Source organism: Telmatospirillum sp. J64-1, from assembly GCF_006980715.1.
Taxonomy (GTDB): Bacteria; Pseudomonadota; Alphaproteobacteria; order Rhodospirillales; family Magnetospirillaceae; genus Oleiliquidispirillum; species Oleiliquidispirillum nitrogeniifigens.
On the sequence record NZ_SBHN01000001.1, the window covers coordinates 468,618 to 493,649 of the forward strand.

Here is a 25,032-nt window from a genome sequence, read left to right on the forward strand (position 1 = left end):
CCAGCGCAACCAGCCTCGGCCAAGGGCGTGCTTTTCTGGACACCTCGAATGCAAGGAGGTTGCCGTGAAGAGCACGAACAGATTGTGGCTCGTCCTCGGCCTGGTGATGATGGCGTCCTTCGCCGTCCTGGGTCTGATGGGACAGCAGATTTATCGCGAGGCACCGCCCGAACCGGCCCGGATCGTCGCCGAAGACGGCAGGGTCCTCTACACCCTCGACAACATTCAGCAGGGCCGCTTGGCCTGGCAGTCCATGGGCGGCATGCAGGTCGGCTCGATCTGGGGACATGGCGCCTATCTCGCCCCCGACTGGTCGGCCGACTGGCTGCATCGCGAGGCGTTGGCGCTGCTCGATATGTGGAGCTGGCGTCATTACGGCCTGCCCTACGACCGTCTGGACGAGGAAGGCCGGGCGGCGCTCAAGGTTCGCCTGAAGGCCGAGCTGCGCACCAACACCTATGATCCCGCCAACGGCACCATCACCGTCTCGCGGGACCGTGCCGCCGCCATGGCCGAGGTCGCCAATCATTACATCTCGCTGTTCGGCAATGATCCGGCGCTGGAATCGCTGCGCCGCGACTATGCCATCGCCAACAATGCCGTGCCCGACCTGAAGCGCCGGGAAGACATTACCGCCTTCTTCTTCTGGACGGCCTGGGCGGCGGGAACCGACCGGCCCAACGACATCATCACCTATACCAACAACTGGCCGCACGAGCCGCTGATCGACAATGTGCCTTCGGCCTCGAACATCATGTGGTCGGTCCTGAGCGTGGTCCTGCTGGTCGCCGGTGTCGGAGCCCTGGTCTGGTACCATGCGGCGACCCAGCACGAGGATGAATGCAAGGCGCCCGCCGCTGATCCCCTTTCGGCGCTGAAGCCCACGCCCTCCATGCGGGCCACGGCGAAATATTTCTGGACGGTGATCGGCCTGTTCCTGCTGCAGATCACTCTTGGCGCGGTGACGGCCCACTACGCCGTCGAGGGTCATGACTTCTACGGCATTCCGCTGGCCGATTACCTGCCCTATGCCGTGACGCGGACCTGGCATACCCAGCTGGCCGTCTTCTGGATCGCCACCGCCTGGCTTGCCACGGGCCTTTATATCGCCCCGGCCATTTCCGGCCATGAACCAAAATTCCAGAAGCTGGGCGTCAATGCCTTGTGGGGTGCCCTGGTTTTCGTCGTCCTCGGTTCGATGGCCGGCGAATGGATGGGCGTGCAGCAGATGTTCGACCTGAACACCAATTGGTGGTTCGGTCATCAGGGCTGGGAATATGTCGATCTCGGCCGCTTCTGGCAGATCCTGCTGTTCGTCGGCCTGATGCTGTGGCTGGTGCTGGTCGGCCGCGCCCTGTGGCCGTCGCTGAAGCGCCCCGATGAAAGCAAGCCGGTCCTGCTGGTGATGTTCCTGTCCACCATCGCCATCGGCCTGTTCTATGCCGCCGGCTTCATGTGGGGCAAGCACACCCATATCAGCATGGTCGAATACTGGCGCTGGTGGGTGGTCCATCTGTGGGTCGAAGGCTTCTTCGAGGTCTTTGCCACCGCCGTCATCAGCCTGCTCTTCGTCCGCTTGGGCCTGGTGCGTGCCCTGACCGCCAATGTCGCGGTGCTGGCCGCCACCGTGGTCTTCCTCTTCGGCGGCGTGCTGGGCACGGCCCATCACTGGTACTTCGCCGGCACCCCCAACTCGGTGCTCGCCATCGGTGCCGTCTTCTCGGCGCTGGAGATCGTGCCGCTGGCCCTGGTCGGTGTCGAAGCCTTCGCCACCTACCGCCACAGCAAGGCCGCGCCCTGGGTCGCGACCTATCGCTGGCCGATCCTGTTCTTCGTCGCCGTGTCCTTCTGGAACCTGCTGGGTGCCGGCGTCTTCGGCTTCCTGATCAACCCGCCGATCTCGCTCTACTACGTGCAGGGCCTGAACCTGACCGCCAACCATGCCCATAGCGCCCTGTTCGGGGTCTACGGGATGCTGGGGATCGGCCTGATGCTGTTCTGCCTGCGCGGCCTGTGCGACCGCCTGGCCTGGAACGACAACCTGCTGAAATGGGCGTTCTGGATGCTCAATGGCGGCCTGGCGATGATGGTCTTCATGTCGCTCTTCCCCGCCGGTGTCTACCAGGCCTATGCCAGCATCACCGAAGGCCTGTGGTATGCTCGCTCGGCCGAGATCATCCAGTCGCCGGTGATGCGGTTCCTGGTGTGGATGCGGGTGCCCGGCGACATCGTCTTCAGCTTCGGTGCCTTCGCCATCGCCTTCTTCGCCTATCGCTTGGTGCGCGGCGGCCGTGCCGGTCAGGCCAAGGACAAGGCGGCGGTGACGGCGATGCCCGCCGAATAAGACGCCCTTGCCCTGGGAAGGGGAGGCTCCGGCCTTCCCTTCCTTTTTTCTTTTCTTCCGGCTGAACGAGGATGCGATGACGACAAGGACCCCGACTCCCGAAGCGATCCTCGATGTGCTGCGCCGGGTGGACGACCCGGATGTGGGCGTCAATATCGTCGATCTCGGCCTCGTCGCTTCGGTAGAGGCGGCGGAAGGCAGCCTTCATGTCGGCCTGGTGATGACCACACCGGCCTGTCCGCAAAGCGGCTATATCGCCGACGAGGCGGCGCAGCTGCTGCGCGACGAATTCAAGGCCGAAGTGGCCGTCGAGGTGCTGGACGAGCCCCTATGGATGCCCGAGCGCATGTCGGACGCCGCGCGCCGGACATTGGGATGGCTGCCATGACCACCGTCCGCCGCGTCGCCTGGAACCGCCTGCCTCTGTTCCTGCTGGGCGCCCTGTCGCTGCTGGCGGGAATGGCGGCGGGGCTGATCCGCCTCGGCTGGGACGGACCCGCCGCCGGGGCGGCATGGTTCCACGGCGCGCTGATGGTCGGCGGCTTTTTCGGTACAATCATCTGCCTGGAACGGGCGACCGCGCTGGCGCGTCCCTGGACCTGGACCGCACCGGCCCTGTCCGGGCTGGGCGGCTTGGCCCTGATCGCCGGGAACGAGGATGCCGGGGCCTTGCTGATCACCGCGGCCAGCCTGGTTTTCCTGGTCATGGCGGCGGTGGTGCTGCGCCGACAATGGGCCCTGTTCACCGTGGTCCTGGGCCTCGGTGCCCTGGCCTGGGCGGCGGGCAATCTGATGTGGCTGGGCGGCGGGCCGCTGGAGGCCGCCATCGCCTGGTGGGCAGCCTTCCTGATCCTGACCATCGCGGGCGAAAGGCTGGAACTCTCCCGCTTCCTGAAGCCCAGCCGCTGGCGTGCCTGGCTGGCGGTGCCGCCCTTGGCCCTGGTCCTGGCCGCGCCCTTGGCCGGTCCCGCTTTGTGGCCTGTGCTGGGCGGCGGATTGCTGTTGTTGGCGGTCTGGTTGCTGCAGAACGACATCGCCCGCCAGACCATCCGCCAACAGGGGCTGACACGCTATGTCGCGGTGGCGCTGCTGTCCGGCTATGGTTGGCTGATGGTGGCCGGGCTCCTGGCTGTAGCCGCCCCCCATTGGGACGCGATCCTGCACGCCATCTTCATCGGCTTCGTCTTCGCCATGGTCTTCGGCCATGCGCCGGTGATCCTGCCCGCCGTGCTGCGGGTGAGCCTGCCCTATACGCGACTGTTCTACCTGCCCCTGGCGGTGCTGCATTTCACCCTGGCCCTGCGCATCGGGGCCGATCTGGCGGGGCTGGACGGGCTGCGGTTCTGGGCCGGTGGCGGCAATGTTGCGGCCATCCTCTTCTTCCTGATCCTGACGGCCAGCCGGGCGGTGAAGGGCAGGCGATGAAGCAGGCGCCCGTCCTGGCCCCGCGCCGGACAGGACAGATTTCCCCCGCCTCTCTCTTCTTTCCGATGGCGGCGCTGTTCGCCGCCGTTGCGCCCGCCTTCTGGCTGCTGTCCTGGCTGGGAATGATCACCCTGCCCATGTCGCCCGATCCGTTGCGCCACGGGCACGAGATGCTGCTGGGTTTCGCCTCGGCGGTCATTGCCGGTTTCCTGGTGACCAAGGCGCGGCCCGTCCTGGTGTGGGCCCTGGCCTTTCTCTGGCTGTCGGCGCGGCTGGGTGGGGCCGGACTGTTGTCTCCCCTCGGGGACGCAGCGGCGGGGGTCGGCTTCGCCCTGCTGCTGTTCCTGCTGGCCGGATGGCCTTTCCTGCGGGCGGTGCGCACCGGTCATAACCTGTTCTTCGCCCCGATCCTGGCCCTGTTCTGCACCGCCGAGATCTTGATGCGCCTGGGCTGGAGTGGCCTGTTACCGGACCTGCGGCCCGGACATGGCCTGTTGCTGGCGCTTGATGCGGTAACGGCCCTGCTGTTCGTGATGGGCGGGCGGCTGATCGCCGGACTGGCCGCAAGCGCCCTGCGAAGCCAGGGACTGGCGGCCGCGCATCACCGCCATCTTTCGGCGGAATGGCTGGGCATGGCCGGAATCGGACTGGCCGCCCTGGCCAGGGTGCTGGACATGGATGGGCTGGTTCCCTGGGCCTTGGCGGCGGCGGGACTGGCCGTCTTTTACCGGTTGGCCTTGTGGCGGTCCTGGCGTCTGTTCCGGGCTGTGCTCGATCTGCGCCTTCTGCTGCTGGCCTATCTGTGGCTAGGGCTGGGCTTGCTCCTGCCGCTTTCCGGCCTGTTTTCCTCGCAGACAGCCTTGCATGCCATAACCATCGGCGCCCTGGGGAATGCCGCCGCCATCATGATGCCGCGCACGTTGCTGCAAAGACGTCGCACGACCCACCCTTTCCCCGCCCTGAACGGGATCGCGGCCCTGCTGCTGAGCCTCTCGGCACTGGCCCGACTCACAGCCCCTTCCTGGGGCAGCCTTGTCTTCCTCGCGGCAGCGCTGCTGTGGTCGGCGGCATTCCTGCTTCTCGCCGTTCTGCTGATCCGGGTGCTTCTGGAAAAGTAGGACAGGCGGCCAGGTCAGGAACACTGTTGCGCTGGACCGCGCTCTCTCCGCTATCATGGGAGAAAATCAAAGAACGGATGATCATCATCCGGGAACAGGGAGCGTCACAGTGTTTCGGCTTGTGCGGAAGTGCTTCACAGCCTGCCTTCTACTGGCGGGACTGTCTCTCGTGCCGGAAAAGGGATATGCGGAATATGACGACCCCACGACCGTGACGGTCCTGACCTCCTTTCCTGCCGCCTTCTTCGAACCTTATCAGGAGGCTTTCGCGGCCCGTCACCCGGAATACCGCCTCCGGATTCTCAACAAGAAGACCACGACCGCGCTTTTCCACATACTAGAGCGTCCGAACGACCCGGTGGATGTCTTCTGGGCATCGGCCTCCGACGCCTTCGAGGTCTTGAAGGCGAATGGCCGTTTGGCGCCGGTCACTCCGCCGCGAAAGGACATCCCGCAAGTCGTCCGCAATCACCCGCTGAATGACCCGGACGGCCGTTATGTCGGCTTCGCCCTGTCGGGATATGGCATCTTGTGGAACGAGGATTACCTGGCGGAGCGGCGCTTGCCCCTGCCGCAGGGCTGGGAAGACCTGAAACGGCCGGCCTATCGGGGGCATCTGGGGATCTCGGCACCCTCGCGATCGGGAACCACCCATCTGATGGTGGAGACCGTGCTTCAGGTCCAGGGCTGGGAAAAGGGCTGGGCGACCTGGAATGAGATCGGGGGCAATCTCGCTACCGTCACCGCGCGAAGCTATGGTGTGGCCGACGGCGTGGCCCGCAAGCGTTTCGGGATCGGCATCACGATCGACTTTCTCAGCCGGTCGCAAGGGCCTGAGGCCGAGCGCCTGGCCTTTGTCTATCCGCGGGACAATGTCTTCATTCCGGCCAATGTGGCCATCGTCGAGGAGGCTCCCAACCGTCCGGGCGCGGAAGCCTTCATCGCCTTCCTGCTGTCCGACGAGGGGCAAGCCATGCTGGCGAGGCCCGAGATCATGCGCCTGCCGGTCCTGCCGCAGCTTTATGTCCAGGATGATCCGTCCTTTCCCAATCCGTACAGGATCACCGAGCGGGACATGGACGACCGCTTCATGTTCGACGCCAAGCTGTCGGGGCTGCGTTATGAACTGGTCAATATCCTGTTCGACGAGCTGATCACCTTCCGCCTCGACGACCTGAAGCGGATCTGGGGCCTGATCCATCGCGGCGAGGCGATCCTGCGTGATTATCCCGACGAGACCGCGCGCGACCTGCTGCGCCAGGCACGGGCCACGATTATTGAAGTCCCGGTCACGGCGGCCGATTCCTCCGATGCGGATTTCAATGCCGGGCTGCGCCGGATGCCGCGTGGCGTGCCGACGGGAGAGCGGCAGCGCCAGTTGGAAGAGGAATGGCGCCTTTTCATCCGTGACCGGCATGAAAAGGCCCTTGATCTTGCCAGCCGAGCCATGGAACGGCTGGCGGAACTGGCGGCGGAGCGCCTGCCATGACGTCTTCCGCCACCAATGTCCGGTTCGGCATCCGCACGCGCCTGTTCCTCGCTTTCGCCACCGTCGCCTCCATGTCCGTCCTTGCGGGGATCGTCGGCTGGCTATCCTATGACCGACTCTCCCGGAATCTGGAACAGATCGCCGATATTCATCTGCCGGCCCTGGATCTTGCGGCTCAATTGGCCGAAACGGGCGGGGCCATCATCGCTACCGCGCCCATCCTGCTGACGGTGCAGTCCGAGGACCAGCGGGTGCAGATCCGCCGCAGCATCGACAGACGCCTGGGCCAGCTTGCCCATCTGATCGGTCAGATCGAACTGGCCCGTCCGGGAGGAGGGAACGCGGAAGAGCCCTCACTGGCGCCTCACCTGATCGCGATCGAAGCCAATCTTGTGGCGCTGGATGCGAATGTCCGCCAGCGCCTCGCTCTGGCCCGCCAGAACGCGGAAGCCATCGAGCATTTGCGCTGGCTCCAGGCCGATTTCCTGGACGAGATCGAACCCTTGGTCGATGATGCCCGCTTCAATATCGAGCGCGCGATCAGCATCCTGCCGGGTGCACCAGGCCGAGGCGCGCAGATGCTGGGCGGATTGCGGGACGAGACCTTGAAGACCGAGGCGGTCCTTCAGACCTCGGCCACCGGTAATCTCGCCTTGGGTCTGATCGCGCGGTCGGCGGCCTTGCCGTCCCTCGAGGGCCTGGAGCGCAATGCGCATTTCCTTGCCGAGACCGTGGCCTCGCTTGAACAGAGCGTGAAGGCGCTTGAAGATTGGCCGGACGCCATCACCGTGGAGCAGATCGCCAAGGCCATCCTGGCCATGGCCGACGGTCCCGACAGCCTGCCCAGCCTGCGCCACCGGGAGGTCACGGTCCTGCTGGAAGGACAACGCCTACTAGAGGTGAATCGGGAACTGGTGGCGCGCCTAAATGAGGGCATCGCCCGCCAGATGGATGCCACCCGCGAGGTGACGCAGGCCGCAGCGGCCGAGGCCTCGCTGGCGATCGCGACGGGCCGCCGGGCTTTGCTGCTGGTGGCGGTGCTGAGCCTGATGGTCGCGCTGGGGGTGGCCTGGTTCTACGTCAACCGCAACATCATCGCCCGCCTGACTTCCCTGGGCGACAGCGCCAGGGCCATCGCCGCCGGGGATCTGGCCGTGCCCATTCATCTGGGCGGGCGGGACGAAATTTCGGAAATGGCGGCGGCGCTGGAGGTCTTCAGGGATACGGCGGTCAAGGTCGAAGAGAAGACGCTGGACCTGCAACGGACCAATCGCCGCCTTCAGCATGAAATCGCCGAGCACCGTCGGACCGAGCAGCATCTGCGGGAGGCGCAGGCTGAACTCGTGCAGGCGGGCAAGCTGGCGGCCTTGGGGCAGCTTGCGGCGGGGGTGGGGCATGAACTGAACCAGCCCTTGGCGGCCATCCGCCATTTCGCCCGCAACGGCTCCATACTGATCGGCCGGGGACAGGTCGAGGATGCCCGCCAGAATCTTGAGAAAATCTCGGAACTGACCGGCCGCATGGCGGGAATTACCAATCATCTGAAGCGGTTTACCCGCCGGCCCGATACCCGTCTCGGCCCGGTCCGGCTTCAGGCCGTGATCGATGCCGCACTGGACCTCTTCGCCAACCGCCTGCATCAGGAGATGGTGGCGCTCGAATGCAGCAGAGAGCCGGAATTGACGGTACAGGGTGAGGAGGTGCGGCTGGAGCAGGTCTTCGTCAACCTGATCTCCAATGCCCTGGATGCCATCGGCCATGCTCCGGTCCGCCGTCTCCGTATCTGGACGGAAGAGCATGAGGACAAGGTGGTGGTGAAGGTCGGGGACAGCGGGGGGGGCATCGCGCCCGAACATCTGCGCGCCGTCTTCGATCCCTTCTTCACCACCAAGGAAGTCGGGGCCGGACTTGGCCTGGGTTTGTCGATCTCCTACAACATCATAAAGGATTTCGGTGGGACCCTGTCGGTCGCGGAAACCGGTCCGCAGGGCACGGTTTTCGCCCTGACCTTGCAACGAGCATGAGTGGTGGCAGTCTTGGTTGACATATTGGTGATCGATGATGAAGAGGATGTCCTGGCCGCCACCGCCCAGACGCTGGAACTGGAAGGATGGACGGTGGTGACGGCGGCTAGCGCGTCAGGGATCGCCGCGGAACTCTCTCCGAACTGGCCCGGTGTTGTGGTTACGGATGTGCGTATGCCGGCCATGGACGGCTTCGGCCTGCTTCAGGCGATTACCGCCATCGACCCCGACATCCCCGTCATCCTGATCACGGGCCATGGCGATATCCGCATGGCGATGGCCGCCGTGCGGGCGGGGGCTTTCGATTTCATCGAGAAACCGGCCGATCCCGACTTCCTGGTCGATGTCGTGCGGCGGGCGCTCAGCCACCGTTCCCTGGTGCTGGAGAACCGTCGCCTGAGGAAATGCCTGGTCGACGGATCGACCTTGGCCGGGCGCCTGATCGGCCACACTCCGGTGATGGAGCGGTTGCGGGCGAGCTTGCAGCAGCTTGCCCAGGCCGATGTGGACGTGCTGCTGTTCGGCGAAACGGGCACGGGCAAGGAACTGGCGGCGCGCTGCCTGCATGAATTCGGACCGCGCAGCATGGGGAATTTCGTCGCCATCAATTGCGGGGCCCTGCCGGAAAGCATTGTCGAAAGCGAATTGTTCGGCCATGAGCCCGGCGCTTTCACGGGGGCCCAAAGCCGCAGGATCGGCAAGATCGAGCATGCCAATGGCGGCACGCTGTTCCTGGACGAGATCGAGAGCATGCCGATGCATCTGCAGATCCGTCTGCTGCGCGTCTTGCAGGAGCGGTCGGTCGAGCGTCTGGGCGGCAATACGTCTATTCCCCTCGACCTGCGGGTCATCGCCGCGACCAAGACCAACCTGAAGACCCTGAGCGACGAAGGCCGTTTCCGCGCCGACCTCTATTATCGTCTAAACGTGGTGATGGTGACCCTGCCGCCCTTGCGCGACCGCCGTAGCGACATCCCGCTTTTACTGCGTCATTTCCTCGATCTGGCCAGGGCACGGCGCGGCCAGGGAGAGATGACCATGGACGCGGCCGTGCTGGCCCGTCTCCAGGCGCAGGACTGGCCGGGCAATGTGCGGGAATTGCGCAACACGGCCGAGCGCTTGGCCCTTGGCCTGAACCTGGACGAAGAAAACATGTCCGCCGAAGAGGGGAGGGGCGCGCGGTCCCTGGCGGAACTGGTCGAGGCTTTCGAACGCCAGGTGATCCTGGCTGCCTTGAACCAACACGGCTGGCGCATCGGCGTGACGGCCGAGGCTCTGGGGCTGTTGCGCAAGACGCTGTATCTGAAGATGCGCCGCTATGGCTTGCAACGCGCGGATGGTGTCATCGAGGGAACATCGTTGGACGAGGATGTTCCCGAAAGTTCCCGTACCGTCTGAACGGTTTGCGCAGATATCTTTGAAAGCCGGGCTTCGGCTCATTGGCATGGCTCTTGCTCTCTTTGGCGCAACAAACAGCGCAAAAGGGAGGAACCATGCGCAAGACCGTAACGGCCATTGCTTTGGCCGCAACCATGCTCACGACCACCGCCGGGGTGGCGATGGCCCAATCCCCCTCGGGGCGGGTCGTCGTGGTGACCTCTTTCCCCAATGACCTGACCAGCGCCTTCCAGCAGGCCTTCCAGGCCGCCTATCCGGGCGTCACGCTCGAGGTCCAGAACCGCAACACTAATGCCGGGGTGAAATACCTTCAGGAGACGGCGGCCAACAATGCCACCGATCTCTTCTGGGCCTCCGCGCCCGACGCCTTCGAGGTCCTGAAAGAGGCCGGGCTGCTGGCGCAATACACGCCCAAGGTGGAAGGCATCCCCGACCGTATCGGCGCCTATCACATGAATGACCCCGAAGGCTATTACAGCGGTTTCGCCGCCTCGGGCTACGGCATCATGTGGAATACCCGCTACCTGCAGGCCAACGACCTGCCGGCGCCCAAGGAATGGGATGACCTCGCCAAGCCCATCTATTTCGATCACGTCGCCATGGCGGCTCCGTCCCGTTCCGGGACGACGCACCTGACGATCGAGACCATCCTGCAAGGCGAAGGGTGGGACAAGGGATGGAAGACGCTGAAGGAAATCTCGGGGAACTTCCGCACCATCACCGAGCGCAGCTTCGGGGTCCCGGACGGCGTCAATACCGGCAGCTTCGGCCTTGGCATCGTCATCGATTTCTTCGCTTTGTCCTCGCAGGCTTCCGGGTTCCCAGTGGACATGGTCTATCCGACGGTGACCACCATCGTTCCGGCCAATATTGCCATCGTGAAGAATGCCCCGAACCGGGCCGGCGCTGAAGCCTTCATCGACTTCTTGCTGTCCGAGGAAGGACAGGAAATCCTGCTCAACCCGGCAATCCGCCGCCTGCCGGTCAATCCCAAGACCTATGCCAAGGCGCCGGAAGGCTATCCCAATCCCTTCGAGGACACCTCGCTGGGGGCAGCGGTCAATTTCGACGTCAACGTTTCGCAAGCCCGCTATAACGTGGTCGATGCGTTGTTCGACCAGCTGGTGACCTTCCAGCTTGCTGAATTGAAAACCGCCACGCAGGCTATCCAGCGGGCCGAGATTGCGCTCGAGAAGAAAGACAATGCCGAGGCGCGTGCCCTGGTGGAGGAAGCCCGCGCGCTGATCGCGGCGATGCCGATCACCGAAGCCCAGGCCAGCGATCCCTCCATCGCCGGAGCTTTCGGCGGCGGTGGCGGCGAGGCGCGGCAGGCCGAGCTGGAACAGGGCTGGGCCAGCTTCGCCCGGACCAATTATGGCAATGCGCGTCAAAAGGCCGAACAGGCCTTGAAGATGCTGCGCTGATGCTCCGCTAGGGCAAGACCGTTGTCATGATTGCACGCACCCTCACGCGGATGTCCCTTGCGGATATCCGGCCGGGTCAGGCCGCGATCGCGATCTTGATCGCGGCCTTCCTTCTCCTCTTTCTCGTCATTCCCGTCATCCGGGTCGTGTTCGTCGCGTTCCAGGACCCGGCGACCGGGGGCTTCACCCTGGTGCATTTCCTGGACTTCTTCCGCACTGACCTGTTCATCCGGTCCTTCTGGAATTCCTTCTATGTCTCGTCGATGTCGGTCGTCATCGCCACCATCTTCGCCCTGCCTCTGGCCTATATCACGTCGCGCTTCAATTTCCGGGGTACGATCCTGATCCAGACGCTGGGCGTGGTGCCGCTGATCATGCCGCCCTTCATCGGCGCGGTGGCCATGCAATTGCTGTTTGGTCGCAACGGCACCATCAACATGATGCTCCATGACACCTTCGGCTTCAGGATTCCCTTCATGGAGGGGCTGAACGGGGTGATCTTCGTCCAGAGCATCCACTTCTTCCCCTTCATCCTGATCAATCTGTCGGCCAGCCTACGCAATATCGACCGCTCGATGGAAGAGGCGGCGCAGAATCTCGGCTCCAGCGGCTTCCGGCTGTTCCGCCGTATCGTCTTCCCGCTGGCGATGCCCGGCTATATCGCCGGGGCCTCGCTGGTCTTCATCAAGGTCTTCGACGATCTGGGCACGCCGCTTCTGCTGAACGTCAACGACATGCTGGCGCCCCAGGCCTATCTGCGGATTTCCTCCATCGGCATCAACGACCCCATGGGTTATGTGATTTCCGTCGTCCTGGTGGTCTGCTCGCTGCTGGCCCTGTGGGTGGCGGCCTTGGCGATGAAGGGCAAGGATTACGCCACCGTGCAGCGCGGCGGCGGTGGCCTGACCAAGCGCAACATGCGTCCCTGGGAGAAGGTCGCGGCCTATGCCATCGTCATCCTGATCCTGTTCCTGGTTCTGGCGCCCCATCTGGGCCTGACCCTGTTGTCCTTCGCTACGATCTGGTCCTTCAGCCCGCTACCCGATGGCTACACCCTGCGCCATTACGAGACGGTGATCTTCGAAAGCAGCCAGTTCATCCGCAACACCCTGCTTTATGCTTCGATGGCTGCCGGTATTGACGTCATCATCGGCACCGCCATCGCCTATCTGGTGCTGCGCACCAAGCTGGTCGGCCGCCAATGGCTCGATTACATGGCGATGGCCGCGCTGGCCGTGCCGGGCGTGGTTCTGGGGATCGGCTATCTGCGCACTTTCTATACCGTCGACATGCCGTTCACCGGCCAGCCCCTGACCAGTTTCTGGCTGGTTCTGGTGATCGCCCTGGCGATCCGCCGCCTGCCCTATGCCTTGCGGGCCTGCACCGCGGCTTTGCAGCAGGTCAGCGAGGCATTGGAGGAAGCGGCCGAGAATCTGGGCGCCACCAAGGCCCGGACGATCCGCAAGATCGTCGTGCCCTTGATGTCGGGCGGCATCCTGGCCGGGTTCATCACCAGCTTCGCCACCGCCGCCGTCGAATTGTCGGCCACTATCATGCTGGTGCAATCGACCTCCGATGCGCCGCTGGCCTATGGATTGTACGTCTTCATGCAATCCGCGGCGGGACGCGGACCGGGGGCGGCTTTGGGGATCCTGGCCGTGCTGATCGTCGGCGCCTGTACCTACTTGTCCCATGTCATCATTGAACGCGGCCGGGAACGCCGCGGCGAGAAAAGCCATTAAGGCGGGAGGAACCGAGTGAACCAGATCTCCGAACTGGCCCGTAAGGCCGGAACCCGCTCGGTCGGCGTCCATATCGCGGGCGTCAACCTGTCCTATGGAAAGCATCACGTCCTCAAGGATGTCAGCCTCGACATCCAGCCCGGCGAGTTCTTCGCCTTCCTGGGGCCGTCGGGATGCGGCAAGACGACCCTGTTGCGGCTGATCGCGGGCTTCAACACCGCCCAGTCCGGCGTGGTGAAGATCGGCGAGGAGGACGTTTCCCGCCTGCCGCCCTGGCGGCGCGATGTCGGCATGGTGTTCCAGAGCTATGCCCTCTGGCCGCATATGTCGATCCGCCGCAATGTCGCCTTCGGCCTTGAGGAACGGCGCGTGCCGCGGGCCGAGGTGGCCGAAAGGGTGGAATGGGCGCTGGAGCTGGTCGGGCTGAAGCATCTGGCCGACCGCTATCCGTCGCAGCTTTCCGGCGGGCAGCAGCAGCGTGTCGCCTTGGCCCGTACCGTCGTGGTGCAGCCCAAGGTGCTGTTGCTCGACGAGCCTTTGTCGAACCTGGATGCCAAGCTGCGCGTCCAGATGCGCCGGGAATTGCGCGACCTGCAGCAGGAACTGGGCCTGACGACGATCTTCGTCACCCATGATCAGGAAGAGGCCAATACGGTCTGCGACCGCATCGCAGTGATGAGTGACGGCGTCATCCAGCAGGTGGGCACGCCGATGAGCCTTTATGACCAGCCGGGCAACCTGTTCGTCGCCGGGTTCCTCGGTACCGCCAATGTCTTGTCCGGCAAGATCGGGCGGGACGGTAACGGCCGAGCTGTCTTCCTGGGCGGCGAGGGCATTACCGTGCCGCTGGCGGAAACGCCGCCGGACGGCGCAGAGGGATCGCTGATGTTCCGTCCGCAAAGCGTGACCCTGCGTCCGGGGGATGCTCCGGCCAGCCCCGGCATGGCCCAATTGCGCGGAACCGTGCTGCATAGCGAGTTCCTGGGCGCCTCGATCCGCTATGCGGTCACGGTGGGGCAGTCCCAGGTGCAGATCGACGTTCCTCATCACGGTGACGCCGAGCTCATCGAGAACGGATCGGCGGTCTGCCTGGAACTCGATACTGCTAAGACCCGCTTCCTGCATGGATAGGAAGCCGGCCCTCGCCAGCATCCTGTTCTGCCGGCATGGCCAGACCGTCAGCAATCTGGGCGGCTGGCTTGCCGGTTCGCTGGATGTGCCCATGACCGAGGCGGGACGGGCGGAAGCCCGTGCCGCCGGGCAGGCCTGCCCGGTCCGGCCGACCACGATCTACGCCAGTCCCTTGCAGCGGGCCATGGAAACGGCGGAGATCATTTCCTCCATTGCCGGGGGAAGGATCGTGCCGGTTCCGGGACTGGCCGAACGTCATTGGGGAGAGCTGGAAGGCCAGGCTCTTCCCAAGGATATCCTGCGCGACTCGGTGCCCGGCGGCGAAAGCCTGTCCGCTTTCACCGCCCGCGTCGCCGCCGCCATGGACGGGCTGCCGCCTGCCGAGGATGGCCTCCCGCCTCTGGTGGTCGCCCATGCCGGTACTTGGCATGCCCTGCGCCAGTGGTTCGGCTATCCGGCGGCCGAAGGCCTGCTGCCGCCCAATTGCAGACTCATGAAAATGGAGTATCAGGGATTGCTTCCGGCACTGCCCTGATCGCAAGAGGAAAACATCATGTCCAAGCAGATTGCCCTGATCTTCGATCTCGATGGCACCTTGATCCATAGCCTGCCGGATCTGCGGAACGCCCTGAATCTCCTGCTCGCCGAGGAAAAGCGGCGCAGCCTCGGCGAAGAAGAGGTCGCCCTGATGATCGGGGATGGCGTGCGGATGCTGGTCGCCCAAGGCCTGCAGGCGACCGGTGCCGCCGCTGAGGATGACGCCGCGCTCGATGCCCTGACCGCTCGTTTCATGGTTCATTACGAAGCCGCACCGGCCGCGGAAACCCGCCCCTATCCCGGGGTGGTGGAAACCTTGGAGGAATTAGTCCGTCGGGGGCATCCTTTGGCGATCTGCACCAACAAGCCCATCTCGGCCACCATGGATTTGCTGAGAATGCTGGAACTGGAGCGATTCTTTGATGCCGTGATCGGCGGCGGCTCGACCCCCGACCGCAAGCCCGCCCCGGGCCCCGTCCGTGCCGCGTTGGACAGGCTAAACGCCCCCCCCGCCGAGGCCTTGATGATCGGCGACAGCGTCAACGATGTCCTGTCCGCCCGGGCGGCCGGCGTGCGTTGCGCGGCTGTCACCTATGGCTATCCGCGCGGCCCGGTCGAAGCCTTGGGGGCCGATATCCTGATCGACAGCTTTCCAGAGGTGCTGGGGTTGCTTGAAATGGTAGAAGGTTAAGTCCTTCTCGTTCCTGGCATGAAAAAGGCCGGACAAGATGGCTTGTCCGGCCTTCAATTTTGAAAAATTCCCGCCTAGTTGAACAGCATGTTCGGCAGCCACAGGGACAGGCCCGGCAGTACCGTGACCAGCAGCAGGGCCAGCAGCAGCGGCAGGAAGAAGGGCAGGGTGCCCCGCAAGACCTTTTCCACGGGAACACCGGACACGGCGCTCATCATGTAGAGGCTCATGCCGATGGGCGGGGTCAACAGGCCGATCATCAGGTTGAGCACCATCACCACGCCCAGATGGATCGGATCGACTCCGGCCTGGGTCAAGGCCGGCATCAGGATCGGCGTCAGGATCAGGATGGCGGCGATGGATTCCAGGAACATGCCGACGACCAGCAGCAGCAGGTTCACGATGATGAGCAGGACGATCGGGTTCTCGGACAGGCCCAGCAGCAACGCGCCTGCCTTCACTGGCACCTGTTCCACCGTCAGGATCCAGGCGAAGACGGCGGCGGTGGCGACGACGAAGAGGATCATCGAGGTCGCGCGCACGGTCTCGCGGGCGGCATTCTTCAGCAATTCCCAGGTCAGGCTGCGTTGCAGCAGGCCGAGCAGCAATCCATAGGCGACGGTCACGGCCGCGACTTCCGTCGGTCCGAAATAGCCGCTGACCAGACCGCCCACCAGCAGGATGGGCGCCAGCATGGCCGGAATGGAGGAGACGGCGATGCTCAGGGCTTCCGTCGCTGGAACCCGGTGGGTGTCGCGGGGCAGGTCGTATTTGCGGGCCATCAGGCCGACCATGATCATCAGCAGAAGGGTGATCAGCAGCGCGGGAACCACCCCGGCCAGCAGGACCTTGACCGCCGAGATCTCGGCGGTCGCCGCGAAGATGATCAGGGGGATGCTGGGCGGGAAGAGCGGCCCGATGGTCGCCGCCGCGACGGTGATGCCGCTGGTGAATTTCGGCGAATAGCCCTGCTGGGTCATCAGCCGCATCTGGACATTGCCCAGCCCGCCGATATCGGCCAGGGCGGCCCCGGAAATGCCAGAGAAGATGAGGCTGGCGAGGATCGACACCTGTGCCAGACCGGCCCTGATCCGGCCCACCACCAGCCGGGTGCATTTGAAGATCTGGTCGGTCAGGCCGACGGCGTTGAAGATGTTGGCGGCAAGGATGAACAGGGGCACCGCGAGCAGGGGAACCGAATCGACGGCATTGACTAGGCGCTGGGCGATGACCTGCAAGGGAAAGTCCGCGAGCCAGATGATCAGGCTGGCCGAAAGCCCCAGGCAAACGGCGATCGGCGCCCCCATCAGGAGAAGGACGAGGAAAGCCGCGACGGCGGCCAGGCTGATCATTGACGTTCCTCCGCGATGTCAGGAGCCCTCGAAGGCGCGAAGATTTCCCGCAGCGCGACGATGCCCATCATGGCGATGCCCAGGAAGACCGGCGCATAGAAGACCCAGTTCGGCAGGCCCAGGGCGGGGGTGGAGAATTTCCAGGCCCGGCCCATGAACAGCCAGCCGGAATACAGGAAGATGGCGCAGAACAGCATGACGAAGGCCGAACAGATGCGGTGCATCATCATGCGGATCGAGGCGGGAAGGGCGCCGACGAAGAAATCCACGCAGACATGGGCGCGGTCGGAAAGCAGAATCGGAACAGCAAGAAAGATCATCGCCACGCTGAAATAACGGGCCAGTTCTTCTGCCCAGGGCAAGCCCAGCGCCAGGACGTTCCGCGCGAGAATCTGCAGCAGGATGAAGAACAGCATCAGGAACAGACAGGCGATCGCGCAGGACTGGAGAAAGGCCGATATCCGGTGAAGCAAAGGGTTTCTCCTGCAATAGGAAAGGCTCTGGGCATGGCGCCGGAGAAAAACGGGAAGGCTGCGGGAGGTGGGTGTCCCGCAGCCTTGGCCTTTACGCGATCTTGTCGATCATGTCGTAATATTCGCGGAACTCGCTGTCGAAGCGCGGCTGCACGATGGCCTTGGTCGCCGCCTTGAAGGCTTCGAGATCCAGCCCTTCGTCGGGGCCGATGACGGTCATACCGGCATTGCGGATGTCGGCGAGGTCGGATTCCTCGAGATCCAGGGTCAGTTGCGACGACTTCTGGCGCACTTCCTCGGCCGCGGCTTCCATGGCGGCCTTGGTGTCGGAATCGAAACGCTGCCAGACGTCCTCGTTGATCATCACGATCTCGGCGCCCATGATATGGCTGGTCAGCATCATGTGCGACTGGATTTCGTACAGCTTCTGCGAGTTGATGACGTTGACGGGATTTTCCTGCCCGTCCACCACGCCGGTCGCCAGGGCGGTCGGCACTTCCGACCAGTCGATCGGAACCGGCACGGCGCCCAGGCCTTCCACGGTCGCCATGTAGATCGGGAAGGGGATCGAGCGGATCTTGGTGCCGCGCAGGTCGGCCGGGGTGCGGGCGGCCTTGTTGGCGGTCAACTGGCGGGTGCCGAAATAGAAGGCGTAGAGGACGCGGACGCCCGAGCTTTCGATCAGGCCCTGGTTCAGCTTCTCCATCACCGGGGAATGGGTGTCCACCACCTGCATCAGGTGATCGACGCTGCGGAACAGATAGGGCGTGTCGAGCACGGCGAAGGGCTTGTAGAGCGAGCCGACGCCGGCGGCGGTGTTATGGGTCATGGCGATGGTGCCGACCGAGGTGGCCTCCGCCAGTTCCTGGATCTTGCCCAGCTGGGACGAGGGAAAGACCGTGACGTTGACGGAGCCGTTGGTATGGCGCTTCACCGCTTCGGCGAACATGTCGGCCGACTGGCCGGCAACGCTGTTCGGGGCATTCATATGCCCGTAGCGCAGGTTGGTGGTGCGGGCGAAGGCAGAGGGAATGCCCAGGCCCATGGCGCCGCAGGTCGCGGCGCTCATCAACATCATCTGACGACGATTCAATTTCATGACGTCCTCCCGTTCTTCAGGTTTTTTCTGTCAAGCGTATAGGGGGCATCAGCCCAGTTTCGGAAAGGGCCGGATCGGGTCCTTGCCATCCCAGCCGATCGAGGCTTCGCGGATGGTCTTGAACAGGTCCCCCTTGGGGCCCTTGATCTCGGACAGTTCGATGACCGTGCCGGGGTGGAATTCGGTGTCGAAATAGGCATAGCGCCCGCCGGCGCCGACTTCGCCGCCCATTACCGGCACCAAGCCCTGCTTGGCCAGCCGGGCGATGTCGTTGTCATAGTCCACGGTCCAGTAGGCGACATGCTGCAGGCCCTGGCCGTGGCGTTCCATGAACTCGCGGTACATGCTGGGGGCATCGTTGCGCTGCTGAACCAGTTCGACCTGGAGCGGGCCGGAATTGGCCAGGGCGACGGAAACCTCGATGGGCGAGGGCTGGCCGCGATGATAGAAATTCTGCACCGGCACGCGCTCGGCGTAATACCAGGGACCGACGCCCAGGGTTTCGGTCCAGCGGCGCATTTCCTGCTCGATGTCATTGACCACATAGCCGAGCTGGCGGATTTCACCGAAAAATCTGCTCACGTTACTTCCCCTTCAAAGAATTCTTCACGACGGGCCGGTCATCCGGCGGCGCGCAGGGCTCCGGCATCCCTGCCCAGTCTGACCATTTCCAGAAAGTCGGGCCGTCCGACCTGACCGCCCTTGAGGACGAGCTCCAATCCCTCCAGCCAGGGTTCCGGGCCGGTGGTGACGCAGAGCGGCGCGCCGCGCACGAGCGGGGCCTTCAGCCGTAGCGAGGTGATGCCGAGGTCGCTGACGACGCGGCCCGAGGTATCCCCGCCCGCCACGACGACACGGCGGCAATCGGTATGGGGCAGGACCAGGCGCAGCAGGGCGGCCAGTGCCGTGCCGATCTTCTCGTTGCCGTCTTCCAGCGACAGGTTCCGGCTGCGTAGCGAGTCGGCGAAGGCGGCGATGGCCGGGTCGTCCGAACCGGTGGCGGAGAAGACCAGGATGCTTCTGCCGCGCGCGAGGGCCTGGCGGGCTTCCCGGGCCAGTCCTTCCAGATAGGCGGCGGCGGCGTCGGGGCCGTCGAGCAGGCGGCGGCTGTCGATGCGCAAAGCGGCGAAATGATTCTGCTGCGCCCAGGCGATCTGCGCTGCCGTTGCCGGGGAACAGCTTCCCGAGACGACGATGATCTGCCCGACCTCGGCGGCCGGCGCGAATTGCGGTGCCGGTCCCAGCAATCCGGCGGATTGCCAGTAACGGGTCAGGGCGTATTCGATGCCCGACGAACCGACCAGGAAGGAGGGGGCGGGTATCTCGTTCCACAGCAGGCGCCCGGCCGCGGTGCTGGTGGCCTCGTCGATGACGTCGAGGAACAGCGCCCCCGCCTCGCCGCGCAACCGCTCGCGGAAGATGTCGGTGGCGTGGTCGGCCTGCATCTCCACCAGATTCATCAGGGCGATGGGAGAGGAGGTCTGCGCCGCCAGATGGTCGCGCAGATCGGCCTCGGTCATCGGCGTCACGGGATGGCGCACCATGTTGGGATGGCGGTCGAGGCGGTGCACAACATCGCCGGCCCGGGCGAAGAGGGTGCCGAAGGCCTGGTAGCGGCCGAGATCGGGCACGCCCACCACGATCGGCACCACCGCCTGATCGAAGACCTCGCGGCCGATATCCAGGGCGCAGCCGATGCTGCCGATATGCGGCGCGGAATCGAAAGTCGAACAGACCTTGTAGTGGCACAGCGGGAAGCCGAGGTTTTTCAGCAGGCCGAAGGCAGCGGGAAGATGCTCGCGCATCCAGGCCGGGGGCTTGCTGCGGCTGATGCCGGCGATGCCGACCGCCCGGCATTCGGACAGGCCCTTGATCTGATCCGCATGGGCAATGTCGGTAACCAGGATCGGGTCCAAGCCGGCAAGGGCGAGGATCTCCATGGCATCGGTCGAACCGGTGAAATCGTCGCCGTAGAAGCCGAGCACGGGGCCGTGGGGGAGCGGACGCTTGGCCATCAGCCGAAAATCTCCACGGCTTTCGCCAGTTCGGGGTGGCGGGCGGCAGCCGAGGACAGGTCCTCCCCGGCGATGGCGGCGTCCCAGGCTTGGCGGATGCTGGCGATGCCCGCCGCCGGGCCGCCGGGATGGCCCATGATGCCGCCGCCGCAGGTGAAGATCAGGTCGGTGGTCTTCATCGCGTCGAAGGTGGCGCGGGCGTGCAGCGCGGTCTGGCCCGAGGAGAAGACCGGCATGACGGTGCAGGCGGGCAGGGGAGCCTCGAACATCGGCGTCAGGCAGGCCTTGGCCGAGGCGAGGACCGAGGCGTCGCTTTCATAGAACTTGTTCTTCAGGCCGTTGACATGCATCTGGTCGGCGCCGGCAAGGCGCCACAGCTTCTGCCAGGCCACGTAGTCAAAGCCGAGCGAGGGATGGCGGGTCAGTGCTCCCCAGCCGTTGCGGTGGCCGTGAATGGGCAATTCGCAATGGGCGCGGAAGGCGGAGAAGCCGGTCAGGCCGCAGCTGTTCAGGCTGACCATGACGCAGGTGCCCCCGGCCTTCACCACGGCGTCGTGGCGGCGCTTCATCTCGTCGATTTCGCCGGTCACGTTGAAGGCGAACATGACGCGCTTGCCGGTCTTCTGGGCATGGGCGTCGATGGCGCGCATGACATGGGTGACCCGATCCTCGAAGGGACAGGACGGGCCGTCGGATTGCAGTTCGTCGTCCTTGATGAAGTCGATTCCGGCTTCGCACAATTCGGCGACCAGTGCGCCGGTTTCCTCGGCCGACATGCCGATGCTCGGCTTGATGATGGTGCCCAGGATCGGTCCCGACTGCACCCCGGCGGCATCACGGGTTCCCTGGATGCCGAATTGCGGGCCGGGATAGCGCTCGGCGAAGGCGTCGGGCAGATGGATGTCCAGCAGCCGGATGCCCGAGAACTGGCGCAGCTCGAACATGTTCCCCGCCACCATGCTCATCAGGTTGGGCAGGGAGGGGCCGATATTGTGCAGGGGCCACGAGATTTCCAGCTCGGCTCGGCGCCACAGGGCACCGGGGGGTGAGGATGCGCCGGGCAGGGCAGGGCCGGGCACATGGTCCAGTTCCGTGATCCGTTCGACATGGGCGGCATGTTGATCGAGGAAGGCCTCGGTCTCGCGGGCCAGGGCGATGAAGGTTCCGGTGGATTGCTCTCCGGCCAGGGATGCGGCCGCCTTCTCCAGGGGAAGGGCGGTCTCGACCAGATATTTGGCGCGAATTCTTTGGTCCATTCGGTCCTCTGAAGAGTGGAGGGGCGGCCGGAGAGCAGGAATGCGGAATCAGGTGATCCGCTTGACGCTCTCGACGACCTTCTCGGGTTCGAAAACGGATTTCCAATCGGGGTTGATGATGACCGGCAGGGCGGCATCGACCGCCACGTGGCAGGCATCGGAAAAGGCGCCGGGCGTCTCGTTGAACAGCACGGCGAGTTCGACATTGATGTGGCCCAGGATGAAGTCGCGCGCGGCTTCCTTGGGCACGCCGCGCGCGATGCATTCGTCGAGGCCCTGGCGCAGCACCGTCAGCAGCGTGGCCGCCAGGGTTTCCGACAGGCAGGGCTCCAGCAGGGCCATCTGTTCGACGGTCAGGCGGTGCGAGCGCTCGACCGGCGCATAGATGGTGCGGGCGATTTCCTCCCCCAGGTCCCAGGCGCTTTCCGGCCCCTGCATCAGCGCGCAGGTGATGCTTTGCTTGGCCGTGCTGCCGCCGAAGAAGTCGCGATGGGCTTCCCGGGTGGGTTCGTAATTGAAGACGGAAGGGTGGCAGGGATGGGTGACGAAATAGGTCAGGTCGTCGCGCTGGGGCAGGCGTCCGGCATGGGGGGCGGCGGCGTCCAGGACGACCACCATCGTGCCGGGGCGCAGCAGCGGGGCGATCTGGTGCGACACGGCGCCGATGGCCGTGTCGGGAATCACCAGGATGACGGCATCGGCCTCGGAGAGGGCGGATTCCAGCGGAACGCAATCAATGCCCAATTCGGCCCGCAGGCGTGCGGCGCCGTCCGGATTGATCTCCACATGGCGGGTGTCGAAACGGCTGCCCTGCAGGTTCCTGCTCAGGCGAAAGCCCATTTTTCCCCCGGCGCCAAGCAAAGCGAGGGTCGTCATGTCCGTTCTCCCATAGTGTTCGGTCGAAAGGCGGGAAGCCTTGCGAACGACACTACGCCAAGCCTTCATCCTGTCCGAGAGGGTTCGGTTCTCCCTCCCCGCCGGAAAGCGGAGAGAAGGCCGGGCCGCCTCTTCTTGACGTGCTTTTGTCGTGGAGCCTTTGGAGGCTCCTTTCTTGGGTGATGATCATCTCATCATACCAGTTTGTCAAGACATGTCTGCACACAGACCGTTTGGCACTCCAGCCCGTTATTCGGCCGTCTTTTTCCGCTGGGCTTCGTAGAATTGATAGAGGCCGTTGGCCCGCGTCAGATGGGCGTAAAGGGCGCGTTCGGCGGCATCCGGATCGCGCGCCTCGATGGCGGCCAGGATGTCGGCATGTTCCTGAAGGGTCAGGGATTCCGCGCCGGGTGCCCGGACGAGTTCGGTGTGGAAGACGATCAGCCAGTCGAAGATGGCCTGGCTCACGGTGACGAGAATGGGATTGCCGGCGATTTCGGCGATTTCCCGGTGGAAGGCCATGTCCGCCCGCATGAATTCGGAGGGCTGCTCCACCAGGGCCGTCTGCTCCTCAAGGCGGCGGCGGAGTCTTTGCACATCCCCGTCCCGCGCCCGGCGGGCCGCCTCACGGACCAGCCCCATCTCGAAGACCAGGCGGGCATGCTTGAGTTCGTCCAGCGTGCGCGGGGAATTGACCAGCATATGCCGCGTCGTATGGCCGAGACGTTCGAGGATGCTTTCGAAATCCGGCTCCGCCACGCGCGAGCGTTCGCCATGGCTGATGGAGACGATGCCCATGCTGTCGAGATTTTGCAAAGCCTCCCGGATGGCCGGGCGGCCGACGCCGTAATCCTCCATCAGCTGCCGTTCCGACGGCAGCAAATCCCCCGGCTTCATCTTGTCGTTCTTGATGCGCTGGAGAAGAAGATCCGTGACCTCGTCGGAGAGTTTGCGACGTCTTACGACTTGCTTTCGCTGTTCCACCACGCTTAACTCGTCATACCAGTTGAGGGTGAACCATAGCCCAGAGCGATCTGGCGGTAAATGAAGATGATCGTCAACTGGCCTTCATGCCTGTCGATGCGGTTCCAGTTTCCTGCTCGCGCGTCTTCCTGCAAGATGGCGTTCCTTTTCCCTCCGGACCAGTTCCGTCCCTTGTTCCTATAACGGGTAACGTGATGACAGCGACCCCTTCGCGGGATGAAAACCTGTCGCGGCAGGACAAGACGCGCCCTGTGGGTGCCATGCTGCTGATGATGGGGGGAGTCTCGATCTTCGCCTTGAACGATGCCCTTACGCGCATCCTGGCCGATGCCGTCGGGGTGCCGCTGGCCGTCTGGTCCCGGTATGTCTTCTGCCTTGTCGCCATCCTGGCGGTGACGGGGCCCAGCCGCTGGCTCGACCTGTTCCATACGGCGCGGCCCGGGGTGCAGGTCCTGCGTGCGCTCCTGCCCTTGACTGGCAGCGTGCTGTTCATCATCGCCCTGGGGCATATCGGCCTGGCGGAGGCCACGGCCATCTTCTTCACCGCGCCTTTGCTGGTGACGGCCCTGTCCCGGTTGGTGCTGAACGAAGAGGTCAGTCCCCGGCGCTGGCTGGTGGTGGCCGCCGGCTTCCTGGGCGTGCTGATCGTGGTGCGCCCGAACTCCGAGGTCTTCCAGCCCATGTCCCTGCTGCCGCTGGGCACGGCCCTGGTCTTCGCCTGCTACCAGATCCTGACCCGCCTCACCCATAGCGGCGCCCGCCCGATCTCCTCGCTGACCTATCTGGCGGTGATGGGCGTCGTGGTCATGACCGCAAGCCTGCCTTTCACGGAAGCGGCGCTGCCCGAGCTTTCGCTCTGGCCTCTGATGGTGCTGGCCGGGCTGCTCTACGGCCTGTCCCATTTCATGGTGACCAAGGCCCTGACCAAGGCCGAGGCCTCCTCCCTGTCGCCCTTCATCAATGCCCAGATGATCAGCGCCGTGTTCTGCGGCTATCTATTCTTCAACCAGATTCCGGACATGCTGACCCTGATCGGCGGCGCGATCATCATCATGGCCGGGCTGGCAAGCGCGCGGCGGTGACGGCCATGTCTTGACGGATGGCCCGGGCTTGCCATCATACCTTTTGGGGCGAGAGGCGAGGAATGCCGCCGGGCATCGCCTCCGGTGAAATAGAGAAGCGGGTTTTTATTGATGTCCTCTGCTCAAGACGTGATCGAGCGCTATTACGCGGCTTTCAATGCCGGTGACGTGGAAGGTTTCCTGGCCTTGCTGACCGATGATGTGGTCCACGACATCAACCAGGGCGGCCGGGAAGTGGGGAAGGAAGCCTTCGCCGCTTTCCTGGCGCGCATGAACCGCTGCTATGCCGAACAGATCACCGATCTGGTGATCATGACCGAGCCGTCAGGCCGCCGCGCGGCCGCCGAGTTCACCGTTCTCGGCACCTATAAGGAAACCGATGAAGGGCTGCCGCCGGCGACCGGCCAGACCTATCGCCTGCCCGCCGGGGCCTTCTTCGAGATCCGCGACGGCAAGGTGGCCCGCATCAGCAACACCTACAACCTGCAGGATTGGCTGCGCCAGGTGGGGGCATAGGTCTTCCGCCGCCTGCACTGAACCGTGAAGAGGCCGGCCTTGCGGGCCGGCCTCTT

Annotated in this window: 22 protein-coding genes; 14 read left to right on the top strand and 8 right to left on the bottom strand. The window is 64.5% G+C overall.

Annotation, left to right across the window (positions count from 1 at the left end):
* Positions 1-64: 64 nt before the first annotated feature.
* The 12 genes from EPD66_RS02100 (at position 65) to gph (ending at position 15,323) form a co-directional block, all read left to right on the top strand.
* Entirely contained in the window at positions 65-2,344 is a 2,280-nt protein-coding gene (locus tag EPD66_RS02100; protein WP_142846793.1) for a nitric-oxide reductase large subunit, read from the top strand.
* 76 nt (positions 2,345-2,420) lie between these two features.
* Positions 2,421-2,732, top strand: coding sequence for a metal-sulfur cluster assembly factor (locus tag EPD66_RS02105; RefSeq protein ID WP_142846794.1), 312 nt, complete (start codon positions 2,421-2,423; stop codon positions 2,730-2,732).
* Positions 2,729-3,769: a hypothetical protein gene (locus tag EPD66_RS02110; RefSeq protein WP_142846795.1), complete on the top strand. Its 1,041-nt coding sequence runs from the start codon at positions 2,729-2,731 to the stop codon at positions 3,767-3,769. Before EPD66_RS02105 ends, EPD66_RS02110 begins: the two co-directional genes overlap by 4 nt.
* Complete coding sequence (locus EPD66_RS02115) at positions 3,766-4,887, top strand: NnrS family protein (protein WP_142846796.1); 1,122 nt, start codon at positions 3,766-3,768, stop codon at positions 4,885-4,887. The genes EPD66_RS02110 and EPD66_RS02115 overlap by 4 nt, the downstream gene beginning before the upstream one ends.
* Before the next feature lie 169 nt (positions 4,888-5,056).
* A complete protein-coding gene (locus EPD66_RS02120) occupies positions 5,057-6,376 on the top strand; it encodes an ABC transporter substrate-binding protein (protein ID WP_255448327.1) in 1,320 nt (439 codons plus the stop codon).
* Positions 6,373-8,400: an ATP-binding protein gene (locus EPD66_RS02125; RefSeq protein ID WP_142846798.1), complete on the top strand. Its 2,028-nt coding sequence runs from the start codon at positions 6,373-6,375 to the stop codon at positions 8,398-8,400. Before EPD66_RS02120 ends, EPD66_RS02125 begins: the two co-directional genes overlap by 4 nt.
* A 12-nt stretch (positions 8,401-8,412) precedes the next feature.
* Complete coding sequence (locus EPD66_RS02130) at positions 8,413-9,798, top strand: sigma-54 dependent transcriptional regulator (protein WP_255448328.1); 1,386 nt, start codon at positions 8,413-8,415, stop codon at positions 9,796-9,798.
* Between the two features lie 95 nt (positions 9,799-9,893).
* Complete coding sequence (locus tag EPD66_RS02135) at positions 9,894-11,222, top strand: ABC transporter substrate-binding protein (RefSeq protein ID WP_142846800.1); 1,329 nt, start codon at positions 9,894-9,896, stop codon at positions 11,220-11,222.
* A 26-nt stretch (positions 11,223-11,248) separates the two neighbouring features.
* On the top strand, positions 11,249-12,964 hold the full coding sequence (locus tag EPD66_RS02140) for an iron ABC transporter permease (RefSeq protein ID WP_142846801.1): 1,716 nt from the start codon (positions 11,249-11,251) through the stop codon (positions 12,962-12,964).
* A gap of 15 nt (positions 12,965-12,979) precedes the next feature.
* Positions 12,980-14,095: an ABC transporter ATP-binding protein gene (locus EPD66_RS02145; protein WP_221930843.1), complete on the top strand. Its 1,116-nt coding sequence runs from the start codon at positions 12,980-12,982 to the stop codon at positions 14,093-14,095.
* Entirely contained in the window at positions 14,088-14,630 is a 543-nt protein-coding gene (locus tag EPD66_RS02150; RefSeq protein WP_142846802.1) for a histidine phosphatase family protein, read from the top strand. The genes EPD66_RS02145 and EPD66_RS02150 overlap by 8 nt, the downstream gene beginning before the upstream one ends.
* A gap of 18 nt (positions 14,631-14,648) precedes the next feature.
* Entirely contained in the window at positions 14,649-15,323 is a 675-nt protein-coding gene (gene gph, locus EPD66_RS02155; RefSeq protein ID WP_142846803.1) for a phosphoglycolate phosphatase, read from the top strand.
* Between the two features lie 74 nt (positions 15,324-15,397).
* On the opposite strand, the gene EPD66_RS02160 is transcribed toward gph, so the two are convergent.
* The 8 genes from EPD66_RS02160 to nanR form a co-directional block, all read right to left on the bottom strand.
* The gene (locus tag EPD66_RS02160; protein WP_221930844.1) at positions 15,398-16,675 is read right to left on the bottom strand and encodes a TRAP transporter large permease; all 1,278 of its coding nucleotides are present in this window, start codon (positions 16,673-16,675) and stop codon (positions 15,398-15,400) included.
* A complete protein-coding gene (locus EPD66_RS02165) occupies positions 16,672-17,148 on the bottom strand; it encodes a TRAP transporter small permease (protein WP_142846804.1) in 477 nt (158 codons plus the stop codon). The genes EPD66_RS02160 and EPD66_RS02165 overlap by 4 nt, the downstream gene beginning before the upstream one ends.
* 91 nt (positions 17,149-17,239) lie before the next feature.
* Positions 17,240-18,247, bottom strand: a complete 1,008-nt coding sequence (locus tag EPD66_RS02170; protein WP_142846805.1) for a TRAP transporter substrate-binding protein — start codon at positions 18,245-18,247, stop codon at positions 17,240-17,242.
* A 48-nt stretch (positions 18,248-18,295) separates the two neighbouring features.
* Positions 18,296-18,829 carry a VOC family protein gene (locus tag EPD66_RS02175; RefSeq protein WP_142846806.1) on the bottom strand — a complete coding sequence of 178 codons (534 nt, stop codon included), beginning with the start codon at positions 18,827-18,829 and terminating at the stop codon, positions 18,296-18,298.
* Positions 18,830-18,867: 38 nt separating this feature from the next.
* Positions 18,868-20,262, bottom strand: coding sequence for a four-carbon acid sugar kinase family protein (locus tag EPD66_RS02180; RefSeq protein WP_221930845.1), 1,395 nt, complete (start codon positions 20,260-20,262; stop codon positions 18,868-18,870).
* Positions 20,262-21,518 carry a ribulose-bisphosphate carboxylase large subunit family protein gene (locus EPD66_RS02185; protein WP_142846808.1) on the bottom strand — a complete coding sequence of 419 codons (1,257 nt, stop codon included), beginning with the start codon at positions 21,516-21,518 and terminating at the stop codon, positions 20,262-20,264. Before EPD66_RS02185 ends, EPD66_RS02180 begins: the two co-directional genes overlap by 1 nt.
* Before the next feature lie 48 nt (positions 21,519-21,566).
* Positions 21,567-22,394: a phosphogluconate dehydrogenase C-terminal domain-containing protein gene (locus EPD66_RS02190; protein WP_142846809.1), complete on the bottom strand. Its 828-nt coding sequence runs from the start codon at positions 22,392-22,394 to the stop codon at positions 21,567-21,569.
* 249 nt (positions 22,395-22,643) lie between these two features.
* A complete protein-coding gene (gene nanR, locus EPD66_RS02195) occupies positions 22,644-23,381 on the bottom strand; it encodes a transcriptional regulator NanR (protein ID WP_221930846.1) in 738 nt (245 codons plus the stop codon).
* A gap of 191 nt (positions 23,382-23,572) precedes the next feature.
* Between nanR and EPD66_RS02200 the strand changes: the two genes are divergently transcribed.
* Together EPD66_RS02200 and EPD66_RS02205 are read left to right on the top strand one after the other, a co-directional pair.
* A complete protein-coding gene (locus tag EPD66_RS02200; RefSeq protein WP_185961207.1) occupies positions 23,573-24,460 on the top strand; it encodes a DMT family transporter in 888 nt (295 codons plus the stop codon).
* A 111-nt stretch (positions 24,461-24,571) separates the two neighbouring features.
* A complete protein-coding gene (locus EPD66_RS02205) occupies positions 24,572-24,976 on the top strand; it encodes a ketosteroid isomerase-related protein (protein WP_185961208.1) in 405 nt (134 codons plus the stop codon).
* Positions 24,977-25,032 lie beyond the last annotated feature (56 nt).